The 16,123-nt window shown below is 56.3% G+C and carries 14 protein-coding genes and 2 pseudogenes; 8 read left to right on the forward strand and 8 right to left on the reverse strand.

Translation table 11 applies throughout. The annotated features are described in order from the left end of the window. The first annotated feature begins 153 nt into the window (after positions 1-153). Genes betI through betA form a run of 3 tightly spaced genes read left to right on the forward strand, consistent with a single transcriptional unit; the run spans position 154 to position 3,941 of the window. Positions 154-747, forward strand: coding sequence for a transcriptional regulator BetI (betI, locus tag AC6I8A_RS21740; RefSeq protein WP_256698647.1), 594 nt, complete (start codon positions 154-156; stop codon positions 745-747). Positions 748-760: 13 nt separating this feature from the next. Continuing rightward, complete coding sequence (gene betB, locus AC6I8A_RS21745; protein WP_256698646.1) at positions 761-2,233, forward strand: betaine-aldehyde dehydrogenase; 1,473 nt, start codon at positions 761-763, stop codon at positions 2,231-2,233. A gap of 28 nt (positions 2,234-2,261) precedes the next feature. Next, positions 2,262-3,941, forward strand: a complete 1,680-nt coding sequence (betA, locus tag AC6I8A_RS21750) for a choline dehydrogenase (protein ID WP_497819154.1) — start codon at positions 2,262-2,264, stop codon at positions 3,939-3,941. 42 nt (positions 3,942-3,983) lie between these two features. On the opposite strand, the pseudogene AC6I8A_RS21755 reads toward betA, so the two are convergent. Then, positions 3,984-4,163: pseudogene (locus AC6I8A_RS21755) on the reverse strand (PIN domain-containing protein); the annotation flags it as partial. Positions 4,164-4,347: 184 nt separating this feature from the next. On the opposite strand from AC6I8A_RS21755, the gene AC6I8A_RS21760 reads away from it, so the two are divergent. Next, the gene (locus AC6I8A_RS21760; RefSeq protein ID WP_497819155.1) at positions 4,348-5,250 is read left to right on the forward strand and encodes an alpha/beta hydrolase; all 903 of its coding nucleotides are present in this window, start codon (positions 4,348-4,350) and stop codon (positions 5,248-5,250) included. Here the strand turns inward: AC6I8A_RS21760 and biuH are convergent. The 4 genes from biuH to AC6I8A_RS21780 form a co-directional block, all read right to left on the reverse strand. After that, entirely contained in the window at positions 5,247-5,954 is a 708-nt protein-coding gene (gene biuH, locus AC6I8A_RS21765; protein WP_497819156.1) for a biuret amidohydrolase, read from the reverse strand. The genes AC6I8A_RS21760 and biuH overlap by 4 nt on opposite strands. Next, the gene (locus tag AC6I8A_RS21770) at positions 5,947-7,257 is read right to left on the reverse strand and encodes a purine-cytosine permease family protein (protein WP_497819157.1); all 1,311 of its coding nucleotides are present in this window, start codon (positions 7,255-7,257) and stop codon (positions 5,947-5,949) included. Before AC6I8A_RS21770 ends, biuH begins: the two co-directional genes overlap by 8 nt. Further along, the gene (locus AC6I8A_RS21775; RefSeq protein ID WP_497819158.1) at positions 7,250-8,698 is read right to left on the reverse strand and encodes an amidase; all 1,449 of its coding nucleotides are present in this window, start codon (positions 8,696-8,698) and stop codon (positions 7,250-7,252) included. Before AC6I8A_RS21775 ends, AC6I8A_RS21770 begins: the two co-directional genes overlap by 8 nt. 199 nt (positions 8,699-8,897) lie before the next feature. After that, positions 8,898-9,797, reverse strand: coding sequence for a LysR family transcriptional regulator (locus tag AC6I8A_RS21780; protein WP_256698640.1), 900 nt, complete (start codon positions 9,795-9,797; stop codon positions 8,898-8,900). A 97-nt stretch (positions 9,798-9,894) separates the two neighbouring features. On the opposite strand from AC6I8A_RS21780, the gene AC6I8A_RS21785 reads away from it, so the two are divergent. Continuing rightward, on the forward strand, positions 9,895-10,947 hold the full coding sequence (locus AC6I8A_RS21785) for an SDR family oxidoreductase (protein ID WP_497819159.1): 1,053 nt from the start codon (positions 9,895-9,897) through the stop codon (positions 10,945-10,947). A 39-nt stretch (positions 10,948-10,986) separates the two neighbouring features. On the opposite strand, the gene AC6I8A_RS21790 is transcribed toward AC6I8A_RS21785, so the two are convergent. Next, positions 10,987-11,322, reverse strand: coding sequence for a DMT family transporter (locus AC6I8A_RS21790; protein WP_256698639.1), 336 nt, complete (start codon positions 11,320-11,322; stop codon positions 10,987-10,989). Between the two features lie 100 nt (positions 11,323-11,422). On the opposite strand from AC6I8A_RS21790, the gene AC6I8A_RS21795 reads away from it, so the two are divergent. Then, complete coding sequence (locus AC6I8A_RS21795; protein WP_497819160.1) at positions 11,423-12,493, forward strand: ABC transporter substrate-binding protein; 1,071 nt, start codon at positions 11,423-11,425, stop codon at positions 12,491-12,493. After that, positions 12,462-12,800 (forward strand): annotated as a pseudogene (locus AC6I8A_RS21800) (substrate-binding domain-containing protein); the annotation flags it as partial. The gene AC6I8A_RS21795 and the pseudogene AC6I8A_RS21800, both read left to right, overlap by 32 nt. Positions 12,801-12,872: 72 nt before the next feature. Here the strand turns inward: AC6I8A_RS21800 and AC6I8A_RS21805 are convergent. After that, positions 12,873-14,198, reverse strand: a complete 1,326-nt coding sequence (locus AC6I8A_RS21805) for a hypothetical protein (protein WP_497819161.1) — start codon at positions 14,196-14,198, stop codon at positions 12,873-12,875. Positions 14,199-14,366: 168 nt separating this feature from the next. Further along, the gene (locus tag AC6I8A_RS21810) at positions 14,367-15,155 is read right to left on the reverse strand and encodes a sulfite exporter TauE/SafE family protein (protein WP_256698637.1); all 789 of its coding nucleotides are present in this window, start codon (positions 15,153-15,155) and stop codon (positions 14,367-14,369) included. 117 nt (positions 15,156-15,272) lie between these two features. Between AC6I8A_RS21810 and AC6I8A_RS21815 the strand changes: the two genes are divergently transcribed. Next, entirely contained in the window at positions 15,273-16,037 is a 765-nt protein-coding gene (locus tag AC6I8A_RS21815) for an AraC family transcriptional regulator (RefSeq protein WP_479485500.1), read from the forward strand. Positions 16,038-16,123 lie beyond the last annotated feature (86 nt).

Consider the following 16,123-nt stretch of genomic DNA (forward strand, 5'->3'; position numbering starts at 1 on the left):
CGTGAGTACACACCTGATGAGATCCCTTCAACCCACCGCTTCGTTTTTGTAACAATCCAAGCACAGCATCCTAACAAATTTCTTTTTTATATTGAACGTGCAATCAAAAAAAGTTTTAATAGTGTTCTAAGATTGAAGTGGAGCTGGAGTGTTATGCCAAAGGTGGGAATGCAGCCGATACGTCGTCGGCAACTGATTGATGCGACCCTGAGCACCATTAATGAAGTCGGGATCAACGACGCCACCATTGCGCAGATTGCGCGACGTGCTGGCGTATCGACAGGCATCATCAGCCACTACTTCAAAGACAAGAACGGTCTACTGGAAGCCACGATGCGTGACGTAACCCGTCAACTGCGTGATGCGGTAGCTGCAAGGTTAAAACCGCTGGCCGGCGCCAGCACCGAAGCGCGCCTGCTGGCGATTGTGGAAGGCAACTTTGATGATTCGCAGGTGCACAGCGCCGCGATGAAAGCCTGGCTGGATTTCTGGGCCAGCAGCATGCATCAGCCACAGTTGGGGCGCTTAGAACGCGTAAGCAGCCGTCGTCTGTTTTCCACGCTGGCAGCCGAATTTCGTCGCGTTATTCCGCGCGAGAAGGCGCGCCTGGCGGCGCATGGCCTTGCCTCGCTGATTGATGGCCTGTGGCTGCGCGCGGCGCTCAGTGGCAAACCGTTCGATTTGGCTATCGCCAGACAGCTCACCACCCAATTCATTCGTCAGCAATTGGCTGACCAGAATCACTGAGGAAGGAGAAATCATGTCCCGATTCACCGAGCAACACCTTTATATTGATGGCGCAGGGGTTCCCGCTGCGGCAGGCAACACATTCCAGACCATCAACCCGGCAAACGGCGAAGTGCTGGCCGACGTGCATGAAGCCGATCGCGCAGACGTTGATCGCGCCGTTGCCGCAGCGAAAAAAGGCCAGAAAGTTTGGGCGGCGATGACCGCTATGGAACGTTCGCGCATTCTGCGTCGTGCGGTCGATATCCTGCGTGAACGTAACGACGAGCTGGCCGCGCTGGAAACCCTCGATACCGGCAAACCGCTGAGCGAAACCCAATACGTGGATATTGTGACCGGTGCCGACGTGCTGGAGTACTACGCGGGCTTGATTCCTTCTCTGGAAGGCCAGCAAATCCCGCTGCGCGACACCTCTTTCGTGTATACCCGCCGCGAACCGCTGGGCGTGGTGGCCGGTATCGGCGCGTGGAACTATCCGATTCAGATCGCTTTGTGGAAATCCGCGCCTGCGCTGGCCGCCGGTAACGCGATGATCTTCAAACCGAGCGAAGTTACGCCGCTCACCGCGCTGAAGCTGGCAGAAATTTACACCGAAGCGGGCGTACCAAACGGCGTGTTCAACGTGTTGAACGGTCGCGGTGCGGTCACCGGCCAGCTGCTCACCGATCATCCGGGCATCGATAAAGTCTCCTTCACCGGCGGCGTCGCCAGCGGCAAGAAAGTGATGGCGAATGCGGCAGGCTCAACGCTGAAAGACGTCACCATGGAGTTGGGCGGTAAATCCCCGCTGATCATCTTCGATGACGCCGATCTCGACCTCGCCGCTGATATCGCCATGATGGCGAACTTCTACAGCTCGGGCCAGGTTTGCACCAACGGCACGCGCGTGTTTATCCCGGCTACGTTGCAAGCGGCGTTTGAAGCGAAAATCGCCGAGCGCGTGGCGCGCATCAAGGCGGGCGATCTTAACCATCCCGATACCAACTTCGGTCCGCTGGTGAGCTTCGCGCATCGCGACAACGTGATGCGCTTTATCGAATCCGGTATCAGCGAAGGTGCGCGTCTGCTGTGCGGCGGTAAACGCCTGAGCGGCGCGGACTTCGATAACGGCGCGTGGGTTGAACCTACCGTGTTCACCGACTGCCGCGATGAGATGACCATTGTGCGCGAAGAGATCTTCGGGCCGGTGATGTCGATTCTGACTTACGAAAGCGAAGAAGAAGTGGTTCGCCGCGCCAACGCCACCGAATTTGGCCTGGCGGCGGGTGTGGTAACTCAGGATCTTAACCGCGCTCACCGCGTGATTCACCAGATTGAAGCGGGTATCTGCTGGATCAATACCTGGGGCGAATCTGACGCCGCGATGCCTGTCGGCGGTTACAAGCATTCGGGTGTCGGCCGCGAAAATGGCCTGATGACGCTGCAAAACTACACGCAGGTGAAATCGGTGCAACTCGAAATGACCCGTTTTCAGTCCGTATTTTAATTTTGGCTTTTAACCTGAGGAACGACTAATGGAATTTGATTACATCATTATCGGAGCCGGATCCGCAGGGAACGTTTTGGCAACAAGACTGACCGAAGATAGCAGCGTCAATGTGCTGCTTTTAGAAGCGGGCGGCCCAGATTACCGCTTCGACTTCCGCACGCAGATGCCTGCGGCGCTGGCTTTCCCGCTGCAGGGAAAACGCTATAACTGGGCGTACGAAACCGAACCTGAACCGTACATGAATAACCGCCGCATGGAGTGCGGACGCGGTAAAGGTTTGGGCGGATCGTCGCTGATCAACGGCATGTGCTACATCCGTGGTAACGCGATGGATCTCGATAACTGGGCCAATGAGCCTGGTCTGGAAAACTGGAGCTACCTGAACTGCCTGCCCTACTATCGCAAATCTGAAACGCGCGATATCGGTGCCAATGATTATCACGGCGGCGAAGGTCCGGTGAGTATCACCACCTGTAAACCAGGTAACAATCCGCTGTTCGCGGCAATGATTGAAGCCGGCGTGCAGGCGGGTTATCCGCGCACGGACGATCTGAACGGCTATCAGCAGGAAGGTTTTGGGCCAATGGATCGCTTTGTGACGCCGAAAGGTCGCCGCTCCAGCACCGCGCGCGGTTATCTCGATACCGCTAAGACGCGTCCGAACCTGAAAATCCTCACCCATGCGACCACTGACCGCATTCTGTTTGAAGGTAAACGCGCGGTTGGCGTGCAGTATCTGCTAGGTTCCAGCAATACGTCGCATCAGGCGCACGCGCGTCGTGAAGTATTGCTGTGCGCCGGTGCCATCGCCTCGCCGCAGATTCTGCAGCGTTCCGGTGTTGGTTCCGCTGAACTGCTGAAACAGTTTGATATCCCGCTGGTACATGATTTGCCGGGCGTGGGCGAGAACTTGCAGGATCACCTCGAAATGTACCTGCAATATGAGTGCAAAGAGCCGGTATCACTCTATCCGGCACTGAAGTGGTGGAACCAACCGAAAATCGGTGCGGAGTGGCTGTTTAACGGCACCGGCGTCGGCGCCAGCAACCACTTTGAAGGCGGCGGCTTTATCCGCAGCCGCGAAGAGTTCAGCTGGCCGAATATTCAGTATCATTTCTTGCCGGTAGCGATTAACTACAACGGCTCGAACGCGGTGGAAGCGCACGGTTTCCAGTGTCACGTTGGTTCGATGCGCTCACCGAGCCGCGGCCATGTGCGCCTGAAATCACGCGATCCGCGTCGCCATCCGGCGATTCTGTTTAACTACATGTCACATGAACAGGATTGGCAGGAGTTCCGCGATGCGATTCGTATCACGCGCCAGATCATCAACCAGCCGGCGCTGGATAAATATCGCGGTAAAGAGATCAGCCCAGGCCTGGATTGCCAGACCGATGAGCAGCTGGATGAGTTTGTGCGTAATCACGGCGAAACGGCTTATCACCCGTGCGGCACCTGTAAAATGGGTACTGACGAGATGTCGGTCGTTGATGGCGAAGGCCGCGTGCATGGCGTCGAAGCGCTGCGCGTGGTGGATGCGTCAATCATGCCGTTAATCATCACCGGTAACCTGAATGCCACTACCATCATGATCGGCGAGAAAATCGCGGATAACATTCGTGGCCGCCAGCCGCTGCCGCGCAGCGAAGCGGATTACTTTATTGCCGGTGATAAACCGGTCCGCGCTGAACCGATGCGTGGTTGAGGTTGATTTGGGGGCGACGTTGGTCGCCCTTTTCTTTAGTGGCTAACTAGCCCAATCCTGAAGATCCAAATCCACTACCCGAGCGAATTCCCGAATATTGTTAATGAATAAAATTGTGCCTGCCGCAATGGCATGTCCGGCGATCGCCGCATCATTAGCACCCATCGGAGTACCAGACGCAGCCAAGGCCAATTTCACTTTCGTCGTAGCATCTATAGCCGCGCTTCACTGTCAAAACGACAACCGCACTGCTGCCAGGGTCACGATTAAAAATAATTAAAAGTATGTTGTAACTACAAACCTTAATACTTGTCCCGTCGCATTTGTTCATACAAAACAACTCCCTCTTCATCTTTTCTGCTGATTTATCTGCTTCAATAAGCCTCCGATTTCATGAGGATCCGCCATGAACCGCCGCCATTTTTTATCGTGCCTCACCCTTTCCGCGCTGGCCATGCGCAGCGGGCTGATATGGGCTGCTTCAGCGAACGTAACAACCCAAGTTTTACCGCTGTGGCCTGATTTACCGCCGGGCGGCGGCGGTCCTGCTGGCGATTTGGTTATCTCAGCCAAAGGTGCGCAGCGTAATATCGTGCAGCCCACACTCACCGTATTAACGCCGCCCTCACCCAATGGTCGCGCGGTGTTGATCGCCGCAGGTGGCGGCTATACGCGCATTGAAATGGGCAAAGAAGCCTGGCCTGCCGCAGCCTGGTTGACGGCACGCGGATATACCGCTTATGTGCTGAGCTATCGTTTGCCACATGAAGGCTGGAAAGATGGTGCGATGGTTCCACTGCAGGATGCACAGCGCGCGCTGCGCGTGGTGCGGCAGCGTGAAAAGCATGTCAGCGTGCTGGGATTTTCCGCCGGTGGGCATCTGCTCGGTATGGCGGTTACGCGCGCGGATTTCCGCTCGTATAGGGCCACCGATGCACTGGATAACCTGCCCGCCACCGCCGATAGCGCTGCGCTGATCTATCCCATCATCACGCTGGAACAACCTTACACGCACACCTCAACCCACAAAATTCTGGTGGGTAAAAACGCGCCTGCCAATGAAGACGCCGCATGGTCAGTACAAGAGTTTGTTAATCCGCAATCGCCGCCCTTCTTTCTGGTACAAGCGGTAGATGATCCGATTTCCGATCCAAATAACACGCTGATTATGGCTGACGCCTGCAAGTGCCAGCATGTGCCCGTGGAGATGCATCGCTACAGCAACGGCGGACATGGATTTGGTATGGGCAGGCCCGGCACGCCGACAATGGCGTGGCCTGAGCACTATCAAAGTTGGCTAGAGCGTTAACCGACTTCAGACATTTGTTTGCTAGCCAATCCCGCCAGCAAAGTCTGCGAACTGGCCACCGCACCAAAAATCCCGCCCTGCATATGGATCATGCTGAGCGCCGCTTCGTGGTGTTTCAGCTCGGTCGCCGCACAGCAATCAGATAACACTAAACACTCGAAGCCGCGATCGTTGGCTTCGCGCAGCGTGGTATGCACGCAGACATCGGTGGTGATGCCGCTGATGATCAGATTGCGAATGCCCCGGCTGCGCAGGATCAGTTCGAGATCGGTGGCATAAAACGAACCTTTGCCCGGTTTATCGATGATGACTTCACCCGGCAGCGGCGCCAGTTCAGGGATAATCTCCCAACCCGGTTCACCGCGCACCAGAATGCGCCCGCACGGACCGGGCGCGCCGATTTCTGCCTGCATGCGCTTCGAACGCCAGCGCTTGTTCGCAGGCAAATCACTTAAGTCGGGCCGATGCCCTTCGCGTGTATGGATGATCGGGAAGCCCAACTTGCGCATCGTTGCCAGCACCTGCTGCAGCGGCTTAATCGGCGCGCGCGTTAAAGCAATGTCGTAGCCCATGCTATCAACGTAACCGCCCTTGCCGCAGAAATCGGTTTGCATATCGATGACGATCAGCGCGGTATCCTGTTGGCTGCAGCGGCCGTCATACGGCCACGAGTAAGGGGTTGAATCAATGGCGTAATCAGGCATTTTTTTCCTCCATCACATTTACCGTACTTTCACGTTTCAGTTTCACAATCAGCGTGTAGCTAGCGGCGGCAGTGACCAGACCAATCACTGCTTCACCAAACTGTGGGAAAGCGATATGCGCAATCACCGCACACAAGCTGCCGATCGCCCAGGCGGCAAAGGCGCTGCCGCGCAGACGGCGCAATTTGCGCTGTTCGCTGATTTTGGCCATGAAGATCAAATCGACAATCATAACCGCGCCAAACGGCGGCACCACGATACCGAGCAAACTCAGCCATTCAAGGAAATAGGACCACACGCCAGCCAGCGCCAGCGCGCCGCCGATCACGCCGAGGATCACCGTCCATAAGCGCATTTTGCTGCTAAAAAGATGGCTAAAACCAACCGCGCCGTTATACAAGCAGTGCGTACACACTGAACCGAGGTTGATAAACACAAACAGGAAGGCAATCACCGAGAGCAGCATGCCGTGGCCCATCAGCATCGGCAGGAAGTTGCCGCCGTTGCTCGCCGGATCGACAGCCGCGCCCACCGCCACAATCACCACACCAAACAGATAAGAGATGACGTTCGCCACCGGGAACGCCGAGAACGCGGCAATCACCGCCGATTTACCGTCTTTCGACCAGCGAGTGAAATCTGCCGTCATGGTGCCGGAATCGGCGAAACCGGCTACCACCATGGTGACGGCGGTGCCCATGCTCATTGCGCCCACCGCGCTGCTGCTGCCGGTAAACTGCGTGATGGTGCTGAAATCGTGATCCTGAGCGATCAGCCACAGCGCCACCAATCCCAACACCACGAACAGCGGTGCCGCGATCATGCCCAGCACTGACAAGGCGCGCACACCGAGGAAGGTGATGGCGGTATACAGCACCATGGCAAATGCCGTCACCGCCAGCGCGTTCCAGCCAAAGGTTTGATTGATCACCGTGCCGGTTAAGCCGGTCTGGAAGGCGTACCAGCCAATCACCACGGTAGAAAGGAAGCCTGAAACCAAAATGTAGCCTTTGGTACCAAAGGTGCGTTTCGCCTGCAGCGCAAAGTTCATGCCGGTGTTACCCGCGAACCAACTGAGCGCGCCAACATAGGCAAACAGCACAAGATTACCCAGCAGAATGGCAATCAGCGCCGGCCAGAAGCCAAGATGCCAGGTAATGATGCCGCCAAACAGCGCATTGGTGAGGATCATCGGGAAACCAAACCACACCGCCGACACCGAACCGGTCGAGTGGCGATGGCTGAGCGGAACCGGTTCGTGCTCGAACTCCTGCTCTAACGCCGGTGAATTTTTGTTAGTCATGGGCAACTCCGAATGAAACAGGTGTGATGTGATTCCAGGGTTGAATGCGCTCGAATGCGGCACTTGCCGCCAGCACCAGGCCATCGTCCAGATGACGACCCACGATTTGCATGCCAATCGGCAATCCGCTGGCGGTAAAGCCCGCGGGAACAGATGCCGCCGGTTGGCCGGTAAAATTGAACGGGAAGCAGAATGAGAGCCAGTGATCGCTGCGCACCATGCGGCCATCGATAATCTCCGGTCCCTGCATGTTGAGCGGGAATGGCGGCACCGCCAGCGTCGGCGACAGCAGCAGATCGTAATGCTGCATAAAGCGCCACATCTGATTGCACAGCTTTTTACGCGTGGTGTTGGCGTCGGTAAAGGTTTCAGCCCGCCAGTCGTGTTGCAGCATGGCGCTGAGATGCGGTGACATACGTGAACCGAGTTCAGCTTGCATGTTACGCATGCCAGTAAGATCGCTCTCAAAGGCCACCAGCGCGGCAAAAGTGGCCCCTTCATCGGCGATGCCGGGATTGACTTCATCCAATTCGGCGCCAAGTTCACGGGCAAAACGACGCGCAGCATGAGTGACGATGTCACGCACTTCAGGGTCGACGGCGATGTAGCCGAAATCCGCGCTGAAGGCGATGCGCATACCACCGAGTGGCTTATTCAGCGCGGCTAGCCAATCGACGTCATTGCAGGGAATCGAGTGGCGATCGCGCATATCGGGCCCCGCCATCACCGACATCATCAATGCGCTGTCGCGCACCGAACGCGTCATTGGGCCGATATGTTCCAGCGATTCCCAGCTGGAAACGCCGGGATACCGCTCGTCGCGACAGCCTGGCCACAAAGGTACGCGCCCCATTGACGCTTTCAGGCCAAACACGCCGCAGTGCGCAGCAGGTATGCGCACCGAACCGCCGCCGTCGCTGCCTAAGGCAATCGGACACAGGCGCGCTGCCAATGCCGCACCGGAACCGGCGCTGGATCCGCCCGGCGTTTTGCTGAGATCCCACGGATTGCGCGGTGATGGAAACAGCGGATTATGCCCGACACCGCTGTAACCAAATTCCGGCGCGGTGGTTTTCCCCAGCAGCACCGCATCAGCGGCCAGCAGGCGTTCAACGGTGATGTCATCCTCATCCGGGACGAAATCGGCGTAGGCATACGATCCCGAGGTGGTTTTCACGCCGGCGGTGCATATCAGGTCTTTCACCGCCAGCGGCACGCCCGCCAGCGCACCCAGCGATTCGCCGCGCGCACGTTTCGCATCAACGGCGGCAGCATGTTGCATTGCCAACTGCGGTGTGGCGGTACAAAACGCCTGAATCTGCGGCTCACGCTGCTCCATACGATCGATTGCGGCTTGCGTCACTTCCTGGGCCGAGACGTCGCCGCTCCGGATTAACTCCGCCAGCGTGGTGGCATCCTCATCCAACAGTGCATCAAACATGCGAATACTCCCGATTTATGACTTATCGGGAACGTTGCAGTTTGCGTGCCAAAAAACGCCAGAAATGAGGGTGCAGGCCGCCAGGCCAGATGGGATACGCTCTTGGATACAAGATCGAATACTTATGTTTCTTTACAATACAGATGTGGATACAAGAAGCACGAAAATGGCGCAGCCATGCGCCACGATGGAGAGCGGCTTAATCAGCCGCAGGGATTAAATCCACCAGAACCTGTTCGAGCACCTCAACCACGCGTCTTACGCGCAGCGGGATGAAGCGCGCATCGGGAAACACCGCGTAGAGAAAACGGTCTGGCAGGCGATATTGCGGCAAGATGCGCACCAGCGATCCTGATTGCAACGCTTCGTGCACCAGCGGTAATTGCATGCCGCCGACGCCGATATTCGCCTGCAGCGCCTGCAATAACCCTTCGCTGCTGTTGGCACGAAACACGGTATTCACCGCCAGCGCCACGCTGTCCTGATGGGATATCAGGCGCAGCGGCGCCTCTTTATCGATGCCGCTGAAGCGGACATGCGGATGCTCCGCCAACTCTGCCAGCGTGGTGATCGGTGTTGCGCGTACCCGCTCAGGCGCAGCAAACAGCGGTGTTTCAATACGCGCCAGTAAGCGCGCCGGAAACATCTCAGGCGGCGTTTCACTCAGGCGCAACGCGATATCCACGCCTTCACTCACCAGTTCAGCCACACGATCGTCGAGCGCGATGGTCAGATGCAGTTCAGGGTTCGCGCGTTGCAGCGCCAGCAAATGCGGCAGAAACCGCTGGCCTAATCCGCTGGGTAACTGGATATGCACCCTACCTTGCAGCGCTTGCTGCGCCGGACGCAACTGGCTCTCTACTTCCTGCATCGCGGCAACCAGCGGCTGCATCTGCTGTAAATAACGCTCGCCCTGCTCGGTTAATTTCATGGCGCGCGTGGTGCGGTGCAGCAACACGATGCCGAGTTCCTCCTCCAGCGCGGCGATTTGCTGGCTCACGGCGGATTGTTTCATGCCGCACAGGCGTGCCGCCGCCGAAAAGGATCCGGCTTCCGCCACGCGCATGAAGGTGTTGATGGCGTTGAGTTTGTTATTCATTTAATGATTTTTCTGATAAGTGACATCTGAATTATGGGATATCAGCAATAAAAATAATAGATAACACTACCGCTGTATTGTTCACAGGAGAATCATCATGTCGCAAACACATAACGTTGCATTGGTGGCAGGCGCAACCGGGATTGTTGGCAGTCAGCTGGTCACCGCACTGCGTGAGCAGGATTGGCAGGTGATCGGCCTGACGCGCCAGCCTGCAACCTCAACGCACGATATCCCTTTCATCCACGTTGATCTGCTGGATGCGCAACAGAGCGCACAGGCACTGGCCCCGCTCAATCAAGTGACGCATATCTTCTACAGCGCGTGGCAGAATGCCGAAAGCTGGCGCGAGATGGTCGAGCCTAACGTGACGATGCTGCGCAATCTGGTGGTTAACATCGATAAGGTCGCGCCGCTGCGCAGCGTCAGTTTAATGCAGGGATACAAAGTGTATGGGGCACATTTGGGGCCGTTCAAAACGCCCGCGCGTGAGAGCGATGCTGGCGTGGCAGGAGCCGAATTCAATGCGGAACAGCTGCGCTGGCTCAGTGACTTTCAGCGCGGTAAAAGCTGGCACTGGCATGCCTTGCGTCCCGGCGTGGTCGGCAGCGCGGTGCCCGGCAATGCCATGAACCTGGCGCTGAGCATCGCGATCTATGCCTCGCTGTGTAAATCTCAGGGTTTGCCGCTGCGTTTTCCCGGCTCTTCACTCGCCTGGCACAGCATGGTCGATCACACCGATAGCGGATTGCTCGCACAGGCCACGCTGTGGGCGGCCAATGCGCCTGGCGCCCACAATCAGGCATTCAACGTTAACAATGGCGACTTGTGGCGCTGGAGCGAACTGTGGCCGGCGATTGCCCGCTGGTTTGAACTGGAATGCGCGCCAGCGGTAAATCTGTCGTTTCATCAGCTTTTCCAGGATTACCGCGACCGATGGCAAAACATCGCTGAACAAAATCAGCTGATCGAGCCGGATATCTTGCAGCTGAATGATGGGCAATTTGCCGATTTTGTCTTTGGCTGGGATTACGACATGTTTGGAGACGGCAGCAAATTACGGCGCGCGGGTTTTAGCGGTTATCAGGCAACGGATGAGATGTTCTTTACGCTGTTTACGCAATTACGCGCAGCTCGCATTATCCCTTAACGCCAGCAGGGAAGCCTGCGCTTCCCTGTTGTTACTCGATTAATGCAGAATGGTTTTGGAGAAAAACTGAATCACCACAATGCCAAGACCGATTAACATCAGCCCGATAATCGCTGGCCAATCCAGCTTCTGGCCATAGAAGAAGTACGACATTACGGAGACAAGGAAGATGCCCATTCCGGCCCAGATAGAATAAGCGATGCCGACATTCATCTGCTTAACCACCTGCGAAAGGCCATAAAATGAGATTGCATAGCCCACCACCACCACGACGCTCGGAACCCACCGCGTAAATCCTTGCGAGGCTTTCATCATGGTTGTTGCAAGTGTTTCCGCCACGATTGAAATAGCGAGAATCAGGTAAACATTATTCATTTCAGCATCCTTTGTCTGATGTGGGTGCCACATTAAACAATCATATCCCGTCCCACACAATCGCTATATACTTCGGTGCATATCGAATTCAGGAGCTTTTATGCCCATCTCTTTTAAGCGGATTATTCTCGCGGGGTTTCTCACTTTTACCTCCCTGCACAGCTATGCCAGCCGCGTCGTCACCGATCAAATTGGCCGTCAGGTGGAGATTCCGGACAAGATTGATCGCGTTGTGGTGCTGCAGCATCAGACCCTGAACCTGCTGGTGCAGCTCAACGCCACCGATAAAATCGTCGGGATTTTGGCGAACTGGAAGCAGCAGTTAGGTGAGGGTTATGCGCAATTAGTGCCGGAACTGACGCACAAAGCAATGCTCGGTGATTTGACGCATGTCGATCTCGAAAAGCTGGTGGCACTGCATCCGCAGGTGGTGTTTGTTACCAACTATGCGCCGAAAGAGATGATCGACCAGATTTCTGCCCTGGGCATTCCGGTGCTGGCGATCTCACTGCGTCACGATGACGCCGGTCAGCAAGGCAAAATGAATCCCAGTATGCAGAATGAAGATCAGGCTTACGATCTCGGCATTAAGGAAGGCATCACGCTAATTGGCAATGTGGTTAACAAGCCAAAACAGGCGCAGGAACTGATTGATGCCGCCTTTGCCGGACGCAAAATCATCAGCGATCGTTTAAAAAATATGTCTGAACAGCAGCGCGTGCGTGCCTATATGGCGAATCCCGACCTCACCACTTACGGCTCGGGCAAATATACTGGCTTGATGATGGCGCATGCGGGCGCATTCAATGTCGCGGCCGCGACGGTGCAAGGTTTCAAACAGGTCAGCATGGAACAGGTAGTGGCGTGGAATCCGCAGGTGATTTTCGTGCAGGATCGCTATCCCAACGTGGTGCAGGCGATCCAGCAGGATGCGCGCTGGCAAACCATTGACGCGGTGAAAAATCATCGGGTGTGGCTGATGCCGGAATACGCCAAAGCCTGGGGCTATCCGATGCCAGAAGCGATTGGCCTCGGCGAACTGTGGATGGCGAAAAAGCTCTACCCGGAAAAATTCCGCGACATCGATATGCAACAACAAGCCGACCGCTGGTATCAGCGCTTCTACCGGACGCACTATCATGACCATGCTGAAGATTCTGGCCGCCGGTAGTTTACGCGCGGTGTGGCCGGATTTGGTGGCGGCATTTAGCGTGCTTTCCGGCCTCAAAGTCAACACCGATTTCGCTCCGGCGGGCCTGCTGCGCCAGCGCATTGAGGCCGGTGAACCGTGCGACTTGTTTGCTTCCGCCAATCGACAGCATCCTGAAGCGCTATTGCAGTCGGGACGCGCAGCAGAAGCAGGATTGTTTGCCGCTAATACGCTTTGCCTGACCATAAAGCGTGACATTGTCACGCAAGCGGATGATTGGCTATCGTTGCTGTGCCGGAATGATTTGCGCTTAGCGACCTCAATGCCGCGCAGCCTTTCGCGGCATTTCTCTCATCCGCTGCGGCGCAAACGCTTCTGCAGCAGCACGGTTTTATACCGTTTACGGATCGGTAGCCGAACGCTTATAACCAAGCTGCTGCTGTAGCCAACTCGCCGCCCTTTTATAGCGACTCAAGCGCTGTGCCGGTGGCAAAACCTGGCGCAACAGCAGGCAATAATCCATCACCAATCCCGGCGTCCAGGTCATGCCTTCGGCGCGGCTGCGCACCAGGCTTAACAGCCAGAAGTCAGGATTGAACAGCACCCATAGACCCTGTAAACCGCGCTCGCCCAGCAAACCTTCGGTGGCGACATCCAGCGCCTGAATCACGCTGGTGGAGCAGTTACGCGAGGTCAGATTATAGCGCGTGTCGCTGGCGTTGCTGAGCCAGAAATTTCGCAGCGCCTGCTGATTGTAGTGAGGTAGCGTCAGGCGTTTGTCGGGCCGACACCACGCTTTGATCTCTTTCTCCAGTGAAGGCAGGAAACAACCTTCTACATCAAACTCCTCTTTCGCCCGCAACGTTTTCAGGAAGCCACGAAAATCGCGAGAAACGTCATCCGCAGGATAGAGGCTGATGTAAATCTCTTCGCCCATCTCCAGCGAGGTATGGCCGGTAGAGACTTCGCCGCGATGGTCAATCGCTGCCACCCAACGATCAAACCACGGACGACGACCTGCGACATCCCCGGAACCCACCGGCGTCCAGATGTAGACGTTAAGTGGCGTGCTCACCGCATGCTGACTCATCGGCGGATGCACATAGCCTAATCCGTGCGGCGCACGCAGACCGGCACGCGTAAACATTGGCAATGCGGTGACGCTGGTGTTGGCGGGCAAGGCGTGGATTTGTGCCGTCATCACCAACAGATTGCTGCCCCAACCCAACAGCAACAGCGCAAAACAGAGCGGCACAATCACATGCGGTGATAGCGGCCAGTTGGTGGCAATCAGCACGCTGAACGCCAGTTCGCTACAGCCGAGCGTTAACTTGCGCGTCCAGCGCCGGCAGCGCATCAGACAACATGAGATGACGCGGAAACCGCCATCGAGTAAAAACACCGTAGCGAATGCCAGTGAAAGGCAAACGCCGCTGTCGTGGGGAGCGAGAAACACCAGCGCGCCAAAGATCAGCAATATCGTCGATTTCATCAAAGACGGCCAGGCGATACCGGCGGGGGCATAAAACGCATTTAGCGCTTCCGCTCCGCCCTCTAACGCCAAAAACATGCCTAAAAGCTGCAAGGGAAAGGAGACCGTTCCATGTTGCAGCAGATCCATGACGATCCCGGCACTGGCTCCCAGACAAATCACACCTAACGCGGCGAGGTAAGGCCAGCCGGATCTGAGTGCAGGCCCACCCATCAGCAGAAACAGTAATCGCAACAAATGAACACTCCAGCGCTTAACTCAAAGCTCAGTACGCTCTGTAGACGCGGGCAATCTGCAGGAGTTCGGCGATCGCCCTCTAATTCTGACTTCGTTTACTGATGGTTGTAACAATGAGGGCACTGTACGTGGCGAAGCTTAGAATTGGCTTAACGATTAACCGGTTTACACGGCGATAGCCACTAACACTATGCATAGCAGCAGAACATAGGTACGCGCATGCCAGACATCGGGCACCGCCGGAATACAGCGGCGGGCAAACACCATCCCGATAAAACCGGCGACCACCAGCAGCAGTAAAATTTTCAAGCTGATAAAGCCGAGATAACCGCTGGCAGGAATCTGCTGCCAGCCGCTGATGGCGTAAGTTATCGCGCCAAAAATGGCGACCGGCAGCGAAAGCGGATTAGCCGCGCTGACGCAATCGCGCATGGCATAACCATGACGACGCAGCAGCGGCACGGTCATTACGCTGCCACCAACGCCGAGCATGGCAGCGATCACGCCAATCATTGTGCCGCCCGCGCTGACGGTCAGCCGCGTCAACATTCGCGGTGCAGTGCGGCTAAAGAAGCCTTTCCGCAGCAGGCAATCAGCGATAGTCACCACCATGTAAAGCATAAACAGCCTGCGCACCCACATATCGCTCATCACACCCGCCAGCCACGATCCGATCACCGCACCGAGCGCGATAAACCAGATTAGCGGCAACAAAGGGACATCATGCAATTTGCCCGCTCGCCAGTTTTGATAGCTGGCCCAACCGGCGTTGAAAATCATCACGGCGGTCGAGGTTGCCACCGCGATATGCATCGCCTGCGACGCCAGTAGCAGCTGCTGCAACAGCAATTGATAGACAAACGGCACCACCACAAAACCGCCGCCAAAACCAAACAACACCGTGGTGATGCCGGTCGCAAATCCCGCCAACCCAATAATTAACAGCTCGTTCATCGCCTTTCTCTGCATCATGAAAAGAGTGATGCAGCTTACGCAGCAAGCAGCCCGCTTCCCATTTGCGCAGCGCTCATTTACCCTTGCAAATCAGTCAATTTGCGGTGGATGTCGGGGATGCGAAATAGTCACATTGATGAATACGACTATATTGATCGTGACGTGGTGGCGCTGGGCAATGACTACGCGCAGGGATTTGTACTGCCAGAGCATCGCCATCGCCGCGCGCAGCTGCTATATGGCGCGACAGGTTTAATGCACGTCGCAACGCAGGCGGGCGAATGGGTGGTGCCGCCGCAGCATGCGGTGTGGATTCCGCCGAACACTGTGCACAGCGTGAAGTTTGTCGGCGTCTCGACGCGCAGCCTGTATATCGAGCCGATTTGCGCGGCAGCATTGCGCGATCGCTGTAGCGTCATCAGCGTCTCGCCGCTACTGCGGCAGTTGTTGATTGAAGCGGTTGATTTACCACTATTATATGCATCCGATCGCGATCGATCGCTGGTGCAGTTGCTGCTGCTGGAGCTAGCGGCGATGCCTGCACGTGAATTCGATATTCCGCTGCCACAGCATCCGGCACTGTTGGCGCAATGTCAGAACTTCTTACTGGCGCCAACCATTCATGATGCGGCCGATGACTGGGCCAGCGCGATGTTTATGAGCCCCAGCACCTTCCGCCGCCATTTCCTGCAGCAAACCGGCTTGTCTTTCTCGGCCTGGCGACAGCGTGCCTGCGTGGTGACGGCGCTGGCGTGGCTGGTGGCGGGCAAATCGGTAAACGAGGTGGCGCTCTCGCTCGGCTATGACAGCAGCTCCGCTTTCTCCACTATGTTTCGTCGCGTCACCGGTCAGGTGCCATCATTTTATATCGACCACAATTGAACGAATTTTCGCCACAACTTTGGCGATTTCAGGCTGAAAACCGGCTTTTCGTAGCCAGAATTATTTGCCTAACACACTGATTATTT

The organism is Pantoea sp. X-Soil-ISGK-275 (assembly GCF_059730795.1).

What these genes read in the sequence shown, in the direction of transcription:
- betI (WP_256698647.1), top strand. Translation starts at nt 154, where the DNA reads ATGCCAAAGGTGGGAATGCAGCCGATACGTCGTCGGCAACTGATTGAT.
- betB (WP_256698646.1), top strand. Translation starts at nt 761, where the DNA reads ATGTCCCGATTCACCGAGCAACACCTTTATATTGATGGCGCAGGGGTT.
- betA (WP_497819154.1), top strand. Translation starts at nt 2,262, where the DNA reads ATGGAATTTGATTACATCATTATCGGAGCCGGATCCGCAGGGAACGTT.
- AC6I8A_RS21760 (WP_497819155.1), top strand. Translation starts at nt 4,348, where the DNA reads ATGAACCGCCGCCATTTTTTATCGTGCCTCACCCTTTCCGCGCTGGCC.
- biuH (WP_497819156.1), bottom strand. Translation starts at nt 5,954, where the DNA reads ATGCCTGATTACGCCATTGATTCAACCCCTTACTCGTGGCCGTATGAC.
- AC6I8A_RS21770 (WP_497819157.1), bottom strand. Translation starts at nt 7,257, where the DNA reads ATGACTAACAAAAATTCACCGGCGTTAGAGCAGGAGTTCGAGCACGAA.
- AC6I8A_RS21775 (WP_497819158.1), bottom strand. Translation starts at nt 8,698, where the DNA reads ATGTTTGATGCACTGTTGGATGAGGATGCCACCACGCTGGCGGAGTTA.
- AC6I8A_RS21780 (WP_256698640.1), bottom strand. Translation starts at nt 9,797, where the DNA reads ATGAATAACAAACTCAACGCCATCAACACCTTCATGCGCGTGGCGGAA.
- AC6I8A_RS21785 (WP_497819159.1), top strand. Translation starts at nt 9,895, where the DNA reads ATGTCGCAAACACATAACGTTGCATTGGTGGCAGGCGCAACCGGGATT.
- AC6I8A_RS21790 (WP_256698639.1), bottom strand. Translation starts at nt 11,322, where the DNA reads ATGAATAATGTTTACCTGATTCTCGCTATTTCAATCGTGGCGGAAACA.
- AC6I8A_RS21795 (WP_497819160.1), top strand. Translation starts at nt 11,423, where the DNA reads ATGCCCATCTCTTTTAAGCGGATTATTCTCGCGGGGTTTCTCACTTTT.
- AC6I8A_RS21810 (WP_256698637.1), bottom strand. Translation starts at nt 15,155, where the DNA reads ATGAACGAGCTGTTAATTATTGGGTTGGCGGGATTTGCGACCGGCATC.
- AC6I8A_RS21815 (WP_479485500.1), top strand. Translation starts at nt 15,273, where the DNA reads ATGCGAAATAGTCACATTGATGAATACGACTATATTGATCGTGACGTG.